The following is a 12,581-nucleotide window of genomic DNA, read 5'->3' on the forward strand; positions in this document are numbered from 1 at the left end:
TATTGTTTTTTGATTGTTAGTCGATACTAAACACCTTGGTCTCTTTAAATGGATCCATTTGAATTTGTTTCATTTGGTTTTGGTATTCTTTCCATTCTTTATTAAAGAAACTGTTGGTTTCACCTAATAGCTCATCTATAGCGTCTTTAGCATGTTTTATTAAGGTCGTCTCAGTAGAGGTTATACCATTTTGACTATTGTACACATAACTTTGAGCTGTTCTCAATCGCTGTAAAGGTGTTACTTCAGGATTTCTGGTTATCCCTTGGCGCTTATCTATTTTACCTAAATATTTATCAATTAGACTGTCTATGGCTTTTACAGTATTTTTTGAAGCTTCTATCTGTTCTTTATACGTCTCCTTATCTAATTGAGATAGTTCTTTTTTATACTTTTCAGCAATGTCTTTACTTTCTACTAACTGCTCAACGGCATTTGCAACTGTTTCTTGTACTTGCTCAAGTTGTTTAGCCGTAGCATAGACTTCATCAATGTTCTTTTGAGACACATTTAACCTCGGGTCTGATTCTACTTTGATACTAGTTTCAGAAGTTTGATCTCCATAATGCAATACAGCTCTATATGTCCCTGGTTTTACACTGACACCTCCAGATTCTCTGGTCTGTTTTCTGATACGTCTAGATGGTCTGCTTACACCAGCTTCATCCATATACCATGTCCATTTATGGATACCGTTTTCCTTTGGTGCTTTTTGTTTTAACGTTCTGATTAATCGATCTCCATCATAAATTTTAAGTTGAAGTGAGTCCCATTTTACGGTTTTTTCCTTGTCTGAAGTTGAATCCATGTCATCTTCTTCCTCTTCCATGTCATCATCTTTTTCTTTGTCATCATCAGTTTTCTTTGGTTGCTCTTTTTTGTTGAATAAATACGAGAAACGTGCTCCACCACCACGATTTTCACCATGATACATGGCATCAGCACCAAAACGACTTCCTGTTGGTTGTTGGTATGCAGCCTGGTAAGCTGTTGGTGGATCAAATAGCTCAATGTTTGAATTCATTATAGATGAATTCTTCGCCATTTCCCTTAACGGTCTAATATCATCCAAAACCCAAGCAGCACGTCCAAAAGTTCCAATAACCAAATCATGTTCTCTTGGGTGAATCACCAAATCCTTAACCGAAGTTGTTGGGAAACCTTCTGTCCACTTCGTCCATTTTTCTCCAGCAGTTAAGGAGACATATAAACCATCATCAGTACCTAAGAACATTAAGTTGGGTTCTTCTAAGTCTTCAACTATGGCTAAAGTGTAACTTTCAACATCATTTTCATCAACGATGCGCTCCCAAGTTTTACCGTAGTTTTTAGTTCTGTACGCATAAGGTGTGTAGTTGAATCGTCTATAATCATTCGCGATTAAAAGGGCCTCACCTTTATTTTTATTAGAAGCTTTTATTTGTGCAATCCAACTGCCTTCGGGTAGTCCCTTAATGTTTGAAACGTCTGTCCAGTTGTCACCTCCATCTTGGGTGTAATGCACACGACCATCGTCTGTGCCAACCCAAAGCATATCTTTTTCAACAGGTGAAGGTTCTATCACTAAAATTGTAGTATGGTTTTCTGCACCAGTAGCATCCATTGTGAGGCCACCACTTTCTGATTGTTTTTGTTTTTCAGGATCGTTGGTAGTTAAATCTGGGGAAATCACTTCCCAAGTTTCACCTTTATCCGTGGATTTGTGTACAAACTGACTTCCGAAGTAAATAGTACTATTGTCAAAAGGATCAATATTTATAGCTGAATTCCAATTAAAACGCAATTGCACATCCGGATCTGGATGTGTTGGTCGTACACCATAATTATTACCGGTTTTCCAATCGTAACGACTTACAAAACCTTGCTGACTCATAGACCAACCATAACGACTATCGTCTCTATCTGGTACCACGTCAAAACCATCTCCAAAACTAATTTCTTGCCAATAGCTATTTCTTATACCTTGTGCGCGCCAAACATAAGCTGGTCCTCTCCAGGAACCGTTATCTTGCATACCTCCATAAACATTATACGGAAATTCATTGTCTACATTAATATGGTAGAACTGGGCTACAGGTAGGTTACCAATAAAACGCCATGTTTTTCCACCATCTTTGGTTATGTTCATACCACCATCATTCCCGTCAATCATAAAACTGCCGTCATCTGGGTGAATCCACCACGCGTGATGGTCTGGATGAATACCATTACTCACTCCGTAAGCAGGCATAAGTTGTTCAAAATTCTTGCCGCCATCTTCAGAAACATTTACATAAGTAAACACCGAATAGACTCTATTTTCATTTTGAGGATCTACATAAATTTCCGAATAATAAAACGGACGGTTTCCAATATCATTTTTATCGTTGATTTTTTTCCACTTAAAACCACCATCTTCACTTTTATAAAGTGCATTCTTTTTGGCCTCCACTAATGCATAAATGATATTCGGCTTGTTTGGAGCAATAGCCACTCCAATTCTACCCAACTCTCCTTTTGGAAACCCATCATCTTCTGTGATTTTTTTCCAAGTTTCACCACCATCGTGCGTGATGTGCAGTCCTGAGCCTTTACCACCTGAATTAAAAAACCAAGGGTCGCGCTTATGTTCCCACATAGCAGCAATGAGCTTATTCGGATTTGTAGGATCCATCACTAAATCCGCAACTCCTGTTTTGTTATTGGCAAAAAGGATTTTGTTCCAGGTTTTTCCTCCATCAGTAGTTTTAAACACTCCACGCTCTGGGTGTTCTCCCCAAGGTGAACCAATGGCACCAACATAAACCACATCTGGATTGGTAGGATCTACTATAATTCTATGAATGTGTCTTGTGTTTTCAAGACCCATTGCCATCCAACTTTTTCCACCATCGAGCGATTTGTAAACACCAAAACCACCATTAAGTGAGTTACGAGGATTCCCTTCTCCTGTACCGACCCAAATAACACTTGGATTGGATTGTTGAATTTCTACAGCACCTATGGAAGCTGTCAATTCTTCATCAAAAATGGGTTCCCATTTAATGCCTCCAGAAGTTGATTTCCAAAGGCCACCTGAGGCTGTGCCAACGTACATTACATCAGGATTGTTGAGTACAACATCAATTGCTGTAACACGACCAGACATGCCACCAGGCCCAATATTGCGTGGTGCCATATTCTTGACCATGTCCATTGAAAATTCTTGTGCAGAGAGTAGTGCTATGCAGAAGAGCATAACAAGCGTCGATAATTTCTTCATTTGTTTAAGGTTAGTTAACTAAAGCCTTAAAGTTAATGAAAAGATAAACGCGATTTCTAAAAGAGATGTTAATGTAAAAAATTATTCTGCTAATAGAATGGGGATTGTTGCGCTATTGTCATTTTGATTGTAGTTGGATAGTAGCCACTTAGCTCCATAAACATCTTTATACTTTATTTTATAGAGAATTTGTTTTTGGTTTAGAGCCTTCCTGACAATTCCAATATTTTCTGAAGCGTTAATCTCTAAAAGATTGATTTGGTCATTTGCTGGTAAAACAAATCCTTTTATTAGGGTGCTTTGGGTATAAGGTATGGTATCAAGACCTTTTGTATTTTTAAATATATGTTGAAACAAATCCTTTGTATTATTGAATTTATGGGTTGAGTCCAACAAGATCTCTACATCATCAATAAATGCAGGACCAACACCTTTATTTCCGATAACAAACTTAAATGAATTGTTATAGTTACTCACCCATTGGTTTAAATGTGGTAAAACTGAAGCACTTTGTTGAGTTTGAATGAGCTTATTTTCTTCTCTAGCTAGGTAAGATTGATAAATTAGTGCTGTCAATGAAATAACACTGATAAATAATGCTGAAGTGCTCATTATCTTATCAGTTGTCCAGTTGATCTTTCTTCTTGGTTTATCTAAACTTTCATCTATTTCTTCTGACATTTTTGGTTTGTTTTAAGTAAAGTTAATAAAATGTTAGAATATAAAAGTGCTGTATTGTTGACAGGTTAAAAAGCCTTATTTTTATGCTGCAATGAAAGAAAAGTTAAAAAAGTCTGGTTTTATCTTTAAAACCTATGAAGCTCCCAATCAATCACCTTTTGATAAGCTCTTTGAGATCTTCAAGGAATTGATCACCTACACTTCAGGAGATTTTGATGAAGCTATAGATTGGTTAAAACAGTTAGATAAAGAATATAAACTTACCACACCAGAGTATACCATAGACGATTTTATTGAAGACCTAAAGAACAAAGGTTATATAAGAGAAGAATTAGACATAAACGGAGAAGGTGATGGCACTGGTGACGGAAAGGGGAGATTAGCCATTACGGCAAAAACGGAACGTGCTATACGCCAACAAGCATTAGATCACATTTTTGGTAAAATAAAACGCAGTGGTTCTGGTAATCATAAAAGTAAAGGTGTAGGACTTGGTGATGAGCACACAGGTGATTTTAGAGCGTATCAATTTGGTGATGCTTTAGACAAAGTATCGATGACCGAAAGTTTACGTAATGCGCAAATTAATAACGGAATAGGAGACTTTAATTTAACTGAAGACGACCTGGTAGTGGAGGAGACCCTTCACAAAAGCCAGATGAGTACGGTATTGATGATAGATATAAGCCATAGTATGATCTTGTATGGTGAAGATCGTATAACGCCTGCGAAAAAAGTGGCCATGGCGTTATCAGAATTAATCACTACACGCTATCCAAAAGATACCTTAGAAATATTAGTCTTTGGAAACGATGCTTGGCCTATAAAAATTAAGGATTTACCATATTTAAAAGTTGGGCCTTATCATACTAATACAGTCGCAGGATTGCAATTGGCGATGGATATGTTACGAAGAAAGCGTAACACGAATAAGCAGATTTTTATGATAACCGATGGTAAACCAAGTTGCTTGCGTATGCCAGATGGCCAATATTATAAAAACAGTAATGGTTTAGATCCATATATTACTAATAAATGTTATGCTATGGCACAACAAGCAAGGCGATTGCATATTCCTATAACGACGTTTATGATTGCTGAAGATCCTTATTTAATGCAATTTATTAGAGAATTTACACAAGCCAATAGAGGGAAAGCATTTTATACAGGTTTAAAAGGTTTAGGCGAAATGATATTTGAAGATTACGAAAACAACAGAAAAAAAAGAATTAAAGGATAAATAAAAGCTGTTAGCTTTTAGGTGTTAGCCCTTAGCTCGTGAAGAGTATGCTAACAGCTAAAGGCTCAGAGCCAAAAGCTGGAAAATGAAAGACATAAAAACACTAGGAGGATTAAAAAAAGCAGGTTACCAATCAAAATCTATTAAAGATGAATTAAGAGATAATTTGATTGAGAATATTAAAAACAAAGTGACCACCTTTGAAGGTATTCATGGTTATGAAAATACAGTGATACCTGAATTGGAACGTGCTATTTTATCACGTCATAATATCAATCTTTTGGGATTGAGAGGTCAAGCCAAAACACGTTTAGCGCGTATGATGGTTAATCTTCTGGATGAGTATATCCCAATTGTGGAAGGTTCAGAAATCAATGATGATCCTCTGCAGCCTATTTCAAGATTTGCCAAGGAATTAATTACTGAAAAAGGTGACGATACACCAATCACATGGTTACATAGAGACGAACGTTTTGCTGAAAAGCTCGCCACACCAGATGTGACTGTGGCCGATATTATCGGAGATGTAGATCCTATAAAAGCGGCGAATTTAAAATTAAGTTATGCCGATGATCGTGTGATTCACTACGGAATGATTCCACGCGCCAACCGTTGCATATTTGTCATTAACGAGTTACCAGATTTGCAAGCTCGGATTCAAGTAGCCTTGTTCAATATTTTGCAAGAAGGTGATATTCAAATTAGAGGCTTTAAATTACGATTGCCGTTGGATATGCAATTTGTGTTTACTGCAAACCCTGAAGATTATACCAACAGAGGAAGCATCGTAACACCGTTAAAAGATAGAATTGGGTCGCAGATTCTTACACATTATCCAGATTCTGTAGATACTGCCAGAACGATTACCTCGCAGGAAGCTAAATTAGATGAACGTCAATCGGAATCTGTTTATGTGCCAGATTTGGCTAAGGACTTATTGGAACAAATTAGTTTTGAAGCACGTGAGAGTGAATATGTCGATGTAAAGAGTGGTGTAAGTGCCAGAATGAGCATCACAGCATTCGAAAATTTATTGAGTACTGCAGAGCGACGCGCTTTGTTGGCAGGAGATGAGCAGACTACCGTAAGACTTTCAGATTTTATTGGTGTTATTCCATCAATTACTGGTAAGGTAGAATTGGTATATGAAGGGGAGCAGGAGGGCGCTGATTTTGTGGCTAACACACTTATTGATGAAGCAATAAAAACTTTATTTCCTAAGTATTTTCCGAAGATAGAAAAGTTAGAAAAGCAAGGAGAAGAAACACCTTATGATGATCTTATTTCCTGGTTCTTTAATGGAGATGGATTTGAGCTTTTAGATAATTTTGATGATGCTGTATATAAAGCAAAGTTAGATGAAGTAAAACCATTAGATGCCTTACTGGCAGATTATCAACCAGATATCGATAAACGCGATGTTTATTTTGAAAAAGAGTTTATTCTTTGGGGCTTGGTACAGTTTAAAAAACTCAGTAAATATCGTTATTCCGAAGGCCTACAAATAAAAGACCCTTACGGTAGTTATATAAGTGGGTTATAATAAAAAGGGAAGCAAATAAGCTTCCCTTTTTATTATTTTAATTTTCCTATCCAAGGTGCAGTTAAACTTCTGTTTGGGCAATAGGATATACCATATAACTTTCCATTTAACATATAGCCAGAGTGATAGTAATCGTAGCTGCCATCTGATGTTGTGAACAAGAAGTAGGTTCTCTCCCAATTCGTGTTTATAAAGCCGTCTTTAATTGGACTTCCGTAAAATGTACCTTCAATAGTTTTACCTTCAACCTTTGAAATGACTAAGATTTGAAAATATTCTGGACTAGATGGAGTAGGTCTCAGGTCAATTTTCCAATTTCCTATTAAATTATTTTGTTTTTTATCAAAAACCCACCAAACTACACCATTCGATGGATTAAAACTTAGTTTTAATGTGCCTAATTCTGTTTCAATTACATAAGTGCCTTTAATACGTATATAGTTGTCTTCTTCATTGAGGTATGCTCTATATTTATCGTCTTCATAAATAAAAGTGATACCATTACTGAGTTTGAAGTTTAAATTCTTTTTGCCTTCGCGTTCTTTAGAATCGCTAACGGTAAAATGGGCTGTGACATCATTATTCTCTGTGGATTGACTATTGTTTTCATCATCTGTATACGTTGAGGTAAGTACTTTTTCTACTTTACCTTCAGTTAATTTAAACACATCAACAGCATCTTTCCAACTAGGGTAAACATACAGCGTATATTCATCATCAATATCTAGAGTGCCAGGATCATCACTGTTCTTAAAAACGATGTAACCTTCCTTGGTTTTTAATTCAAATTTGGTTCCCGGAGGATACACTATAACATCGATGGCATTCTCGCTCTGGGTTATTTTTAAAAATGTTCGCTGTGAATAACTTATTAATGCCGTACACAAAAACATTGCTAATATTATTAATTGTTGAGTTTTCATATTTTCTAGTTTTTTAATTTATTCGGTCTTTTTCTTCTTCGATACTTGTATCTCTTTGTTGTGCCTTTTTAATCTCATCGCGACCAAAATTATAAGTGAGATTAAAGCGTATTTGTCTGCTGTCACCACCACCATTACCATCGATAAATAAATCTCCAAAACGTGTTGTCCCTTGCCACGGTGAGGTAAAAAGAATATCGTTAAAACCTAGTCTAGCTGTGAGTTTATCGTTTAAGAATTTCTTTTGAAAGGCTAAATTCAACGACCCTAAGCTACGTGTTTGATAGGTACCTCCCCAAACTGAAGGCGAACTGTACCAGCCTGAAACTTCAAAAGTGATAGCTTTTGGAAGCTTAAATGTATTCTGGGCATAAAAGCTTAAAGTATTTTGTTTGGTGGATACAAAGTCTGGATTCGTGGCCTCGTAGATACTTCTGTAAGCATTTAGGCTAGCATAGATTCTCCACCAGTCATTGATTTTTGTAGGATAAGATATCCCTAGGTTTATGATTTTTTGATTTGCCACATTACGTTGAATAATAAAGTTTTGCTCATCACCAACTGCTTCGGTGACCTGCGCAAAAAAGTCGGAAATAAAGCTATAGCTCAGAGAGGTCGTTAATCTGTAATTGTAGGTGTGCGATAGCTTTACATTATCTGTATACTGTGGTTGTAAAAACGGATTACCTTGTCTAAAAGACAATTCATCAATTCTATACTGAAATGGATTTAAACTCTGATAATTTGGTCGTTGTATGCGCTTACTGTATATCAGTGCCAAGCTGTTTTTTTGATTCACCTGATAGGTTATTCCACCACTAGGAAACCAGTTGGTGTAGTTACGCTTTACTCTATCATCCTGATCGCCTAATAAGCTAGTTAATATGCCGTCAGACACCGTATTTTCTAAACGTAGGCCAAATTGCAAATTGAACTTGTCAATTTTTCGACTGAAATTAAAATAGGCAGCACTTATCTGTTCATCATAACTAAAGTCGTTAGATTGTGATTCGTCCAAATCATTATTACCATTGGCTCTATCAAAAGCATCGAAAGAATTATCAGTTTTAACTTTTGAATATTTTACGCCAATACTAAGAGTACCTTTCAGAAAGTTTTGTTCGTAATCGATTTGACCTGAAATAATTGAAATATCAATTGGTGTATCAAAAAAGACAATATTTTCGCTTAATACTTGGGTCTCATCTCCATTAAAGTAACGGTTAGGTTGAAGGTTCTCACGCTCACTATCGTATTTACCATAATCTAAATCTATATTTAAAGAATGGCCTAAAGTATCTTTAAATCTATAATTAATATTGCTAAAGAAGTTCGTCGTTCTGTTTTCAGAATCACTTCCTGCAACCAAGACTTCTGTAGGGCTGTTAGCACCACTTGGTGTTATTGGAGTTCTAGAATCACTTTCAGAATTTGAATTATTAAAATTACCATTTACAATAATACCAAAGGTCGATTTCTTATTAGAATAATAATCGAATCCTATTCGGATATTGTTTCTATTAGCATCGTAAACACTGGTAGTACGTGCATTAAAATTAGTGCCGTTTTGTGTTCTGTTGAGGTTAATGAAACCTGTACTTTTTCCGAAGAAATTGCTATAAGTTCCATATAAACTTGTTTTTTTATTTCTGTTGTTAAATGATACAGAATTACTCGTTCTCGCAAAATCACCAATAGTTAGAGAAGAGGCTACAGTTCCATTGGTACCTAATGACTTATCTCTTTTTAGTTTAATGTTAATAATCCCAGCATTACCCTCAGCATCAAAGCGAGACGAAGGCTGAGTTATAATTTCAATCGATTCAATATCTGCCGCTTGCAGGGTTTTAAGAAAATTAACCAAATCCTGTCCTCGCAATACGGAAGGTCTATCGTCTATGTAAAAAAGGACTCCAGCTTTGCCTTCAACAATGATGCTATCAGAATTATCGATAATGATTCCTGGTGCTTTTCTGAGTAGTTCAAAACCAGAATCACCAATGGCATTTACTGTATTAGCCACATTAAAAACGGTTTTGTCTGCTCTTACTTCTATCATTGGTTTCTCTGCAACGACAGTGACTTCATCTAGTTCGGCCAAATCTTCTTGCATTATAAAGGTGTTGAAGTTTTTATTGGAGTTGTTTAGAACAAAAGTTTCAGACTTATAGTCCTTTAAGCCTAAACTCGTAATTAGAATAATATAAGTACCGTTTTCAATGGATTTAAAATTGAAGTTTCCAGTGTCATTAGAAAGTTCTCCTTTAATAAAGCTATTGGTTTCAGCATCTAATAATGATATAATAGCCGACGGAACAGGCTGTTGGTTTGCGGTAATTACTTTACCTGAGATGATATTTTGCGCTTGTAAAAAGCTAAAACTTGATAAGGCAATATATATTAGAATTGATTTCATATCTGTTTATTTTTAATATCTGATACAAATCTGAGAAACATTATGCGGTTACACACGTCATAACCGTTGAGTTGGTATATAGGCTGATGAATTGCCATTCCCATTCGTCTGTATATAGGTCCACTCGTCTGTTTTGGTTTACATGGACGCCAACTATGTCTTATATTTATATTTTAAATGCAATCATAATGAAACGCAGTACAAGAAATAGCCTTTTAATAACCATTGGCTTCTATTTATTCTTTTCGATTTTATATCGTATTGTACTATGGTATAATGGCGGTGGATTTGAAAATGAAGGATTTTGGGGATGGGCCAATCTTAGAGAATATTGGTACATGTCTGGGATGTCGTACCTGTTTTACTTATTAGCGTCTGGCTTTATATGGGTTTTAGGTGTTTACCTTTTACGAAGCCAAAAAACACGACATCAGATTATAGCTGTTGCCATTTTAATTCCAATTGTTACTTATATAGTCCGTGAGGTTCGTTACGCACTTTTAGATGTTTTAGAAATAGGCCGACTAAGAGGAACTGGGGCCATTTGGGACTGGTACATTCCGTTTCTTTTCCTGCTCATCTTTTTTGGATGTTTTTTTGCCTACCGTTATTTTATGGAAAACCAACGAAAACTAAAGGTAGAAGGAGAACTTAAAAACGCAGCACTCAAAAGTGAGCTGTCTGCATTAAAAGCGCAATTAAATCCGCATTTTTTATATAACATTTTCAATACCATAAGTGCGTCCGTACCAGCAGAGAACGAAAAGACGCGAAGCATGATTGCAGAACTATCAGACTTATTTAGGTATCAGTTAAAAGCTTCAAAAGTTGAAAAAGTGCCATTAGGAGAAGAGCTAGAATTTGTCAATAAATATCTCGACTTAGAAAAAGAACGATTTCAAGATAGGTTAGAGGTAGAGATTAATGTCGATGATAAATTAAGAAATGAAATGGTACCGCCAATGTTATTGCAGCCCTTAGTAGAGAACTCTATAAAACACGGATTATCGTCCTTAATTGAAGGAGGGAAAATTTCCATCAGAATCTTTAAAAAAGAAGATAAATTGCATTTTGAAATTAGTGATACTGGAGTAGGTATAGAAGATAAGACTTCAGTTTTTGAAAAAGGTATTGGTCTTACCAATACTAAACTTCGACTCGAAAAAATGTACCAAAGCACACTGTTGTTAACGGACAATGAGCCTCAAGGTCTTAAAATAAACTTTGCCATATGAAGAAGGTTATTCTGGTAGATGATGAAGCAGCAGGTCGTAAACTTATAAAGGAATATTTAGAGGATTATCCTGAATTTGTCATTTTGGGTGAAGCTAATAATGGTGTAGATGCCGTTAAAATGATTAATGAATTTAAACCCGATTTGGTGTTTTTAGATATACAGATGCCAGGCATGACAGGGTTTGATGTCTTAACCCATCTTAAAGAACTACCACAGATTGTTTTTTCTACGGCTTATGACCAATATGCGCTTAAAGCGTTTGAAGTCCATGCGGTTGATTATTTATTGAAGCCTTATACTAAAGAACGTTTTAAGGTTGCAGTAGAAAAATTAAAGAAGAATAGTGCTGAAAATAAAGCAAGGCCATTAGCAGAAAGTCTTTTGATGGACACGTCGCAATCTCCCGAACGTATCTTGGTACAAACACAGAATAAATTAGTAACGATTGCACTTGAAAATGTTATAAGAATTGAGGCCTATGGAGATTATTCGAAATTGGTGACGGAGCAACAAACCTTTGTTAGTAATTACGGTATTTCTACATTAGAAGAAAAGTTGAATTCCGCCGTATTTATCAGAGTGCATCGCTCATCAATTATTAACCTAAATGCTGTAAAAGAATTACATAAATATTCTAAAAGTTATGATGTTACTATGAAAAATGGTGATGTGGTAAGAGTGAGTAGAGGTTATATGGAAAATATCAAGAAGTTGATGTTTTAACTACCAGCTGTCCCTACTTTTAATATTTAGTTGGCAGAGCCTGATTATTTCTGCGATTCTTTTTTGCCGTGTGGCTTCCCGTTTTGCACTATGTAACCAAGATAAATAACTTTTTCTATAGCCTTTTGCGAAGTTTTGGTAATTTTCAAAAGCTTGTGGGTTGTTGTCAAAAGCATCTTGTAATTCCTTTGGAATGATACCATTTTCAACATCATCCATATCGGTCCATTTCCCAGTTTCTTTAGCTAGATTAATTAGTTTCCATCCTGGTTCTTGAATTAAACCAGCTTTTTCGAGTTCTACGATGTATTTTTTATTTAGGGCACTCCAAGTTCCTTTTGGGTTTCTTGGTGAAAAGTATTGTTTACGTTTTCCGTTGTCTAAACTTTTTACGGTAGAATCAATCCAGCCAAAACACAAGGCTACTTTAACCGCTTCCTCCCAGCGCATGGTTGGGATGCCAGTATCTAATTTATAAAAGATGAGATAAACTGCTTGGTGTTTATCATGGTTATGAAGAAGCCAATCGTACCAGTCTGTGTCACGTTCAAAATAGAGTTCTGGGAATTCCAATGTA

At 35.9% G+C, this 12,581-nt stretch carries 9 protein-coding genes; 4 read left to right on the forward strand and 5 right to left on the reverse strand.

From position 1 onward, the window contains the following. Window positions 1-16 precede the first annotated feature (16 nt). Entirely contained in the window at window positions 17-3,241 is a 3,225-nt protein-coding gene (locus tag SIB89_RS14665) for a VPS10 domain-containing protein (protein ID WP_412560366.1), read from the reverse strand. Window positions 3,242-3,322: 81 nt separating this feature from the next. Next, window positions 3,323-3,922 (reverse strand): hypothetical protein, encoded by a 600-nt coding sequence (locus tag SIB89_RS14670; RefSeq protein WP_273289326.1) that lies wholly within the window; start codon window positions 3,920-3,922, stop codon window positions 3,323-3,325. Window positions 3,923-4,013: 91 nt separating this feature from the next. Here SIB89_RS14670 and SIB89_RS14675 point away from each other — a divergent pair, with 91 nt between their 5' ends. Both SIB89_RS14675 and SIB89_RS14680 read left to right on the forward strand, forming a co-directional pair. Beyond that, window positions 4,014-5,162, forward strand: coding sequence for a vWA domain-containing protein (locus SIB89_RS14675; RefSeq protein WP_412560367.1), 1,149 nt, complete (start codon window positions 4,014-4,016; stop codon window positions 5,160-5,162). Between the two features lie 85 nt (window positions 5,163-5,247). After that, window positions 5,248-6,705: a magnesium chelatase gene (locus tag SIB89_RS14680; RefSeq protein ID WP_412560368.1), complete on the forward strand. Its 1,458-nt coding sequence runs from the start codon at window positions 5,248-5,250 to the stop codon at window positions 6,703-6,705. Window positions 6,706-6,737: 32 nt separating this feature from the next. Here SIB89_RS14680 and SIB89_RS14685 read toward each other — a convergent pair whose 3' ends face one another. Both SIB89_RS14685 and SIB89_RS14690 read right to left on the reverse strand, forming a co-directional pair. After that, window positions 6,738-7,628: a hypothetical protein gene (locus tag SIB89_RS14685; RefSeq protein ID WP_412560369.1), complete on the reverse strand. Its 891-nt coding sequence runs from the start codon at window positions 7,626-7,628 to the stop codon at window positions 6,738-6,740. A gap of 13 nt (window positions 7,629-7,641) precedes the next feature. Beyond that, window positions 7,642-10,044, reverse strand: a complete 2,403-nt coding sequence (locus SIB89_RS14690; protein ID WP_412560370.1) for a TonB-dependent receptor domain-containing protein — start codon at window positions 10,042-10,044, stop codon at window positions 7,642-7,644. A gap of 188 nt (window positions 10,045-10,232) precedes the next feature. Here SIB89_RS14690 and SIB89_RS14695 point away from each other — a divergent pair, with 188 nt between their 5' ends. Beyond that, window positions 10,233-11,279, forward strand: a complete 1,047-nt coding sequence (locus tag SIB89_RS14695) for a sensor histidine kinase (RefSeq protein ID WP_412560371.1) — start codon at window positions 10,233-10,235, stop codon at window positions 11,277-11,279. Next, window positions 11,276-12,004 (forward strand): LytR/AlgR family response regulator transcription factor, encoded by a 729-nt coding sequence (locus tag SIB89_RS14700; RefSeq protein ID WP_412560372.1) that lies wholly within the window; start codon window positions 11,276-11,278, stop codon window positions 12,002-12,004. Before SIB89_RS14695 ends, SIB89_RS14700 begins: the two co-directional genes overlap by 4 nt. Here the strand turns inward: SIB89_RS14700 and SIB89_RS14705 are convergent, their stop codons facing one another. Then, the gene (locus tag SIB89_RS14705; RefSeq protein ID WP_412560373.1) at window positions 12,005-12,577 is read right to left on the reverse strand and encodes a YdeI/OmpD-associated family protein; all 573 of its coding nucleotides are present in this window, start codon (window positions 12,575-12,577) and stop codon (window positions 12,005-12,007) included. It abuts the gene before it with no gap. Window positions 12,578-12,581 lie beyond the last annotated feature (4 nt).

Origin of the sequence: Winogradskyella sp. MIT101101 (assembly GCF_047126865.1) — a bacterium.
Classification (GTDB): domain Bacteria; phylum Bacteroidota; class Bacteroidia; order Flavobacteriales; family Flavobacteriaceae; genus Winogradskyella; species Winogradskyella ouciana.

What these genes read in the sequence shown, in the direction of transcription:
- SIB89_RS14665 (WP_412560366.1), bottom strand. Translation starts at nt 3,241, where the DNA reads ATGAAGAAATTATCGACGCTTGTTATGCTCTTCTGCATAGCACTACTC.
- SIB89_RS14670 (WP_273289326.1), bottom strand. Translation starts at nt 3,922, where the DNA reads ATGTCAGAAGAAATAGATGAAAGTTTAGATAAACCAAGAAGAAAGATC.
- SIB89_RS14675 (WP_412560367.1), top strand. Translation starts at nt 4,014, where the DNA reads ATGAAAGAAAAGTTAAAAAAGTCTGGTTTTATCTTTAAAACCTATGAA.
- SIB89_RS14680 (WP_412560368.1), top strand. Translation starts at nt 5,248, where the DNA reads ATGAAAGACATAAAAACACTAGGAGGATTAAAAAAAGCAGGTTACCAA.
- SIB89_RS14685 (WP_412560369.1), bottom strand. Translation starts at nt 7,628, where the DNA reads ATGAAAACTCAACAATTAATAATATTAGCAATGTTTTTGTGTACGGCA.
- SIB89_RS14690 (WP_412560370.1), bottom strand. Translation starts at nt 10,044, where the DNA reads ATGAAATCAATTCTAATATATATTGCCTTATCAAGTTTTAGCTTTTTA.
- SIB89_RS14695 (WP_412560371.1), top strand. Translation starts at nt 10,233, where the DNA reads ATGAAACGCAGTACAAGAAATAGCCTTTTAATAACCATTGGCTTCTAT.
- SIB89_RS14700 (WP_412560372.1), top strand. Translation starts at nt 11,276, where the DNA reads ATGAAGAAGGTTATTCTGGTAGATGATGAAGCAGCAGGTCGTAAACTT.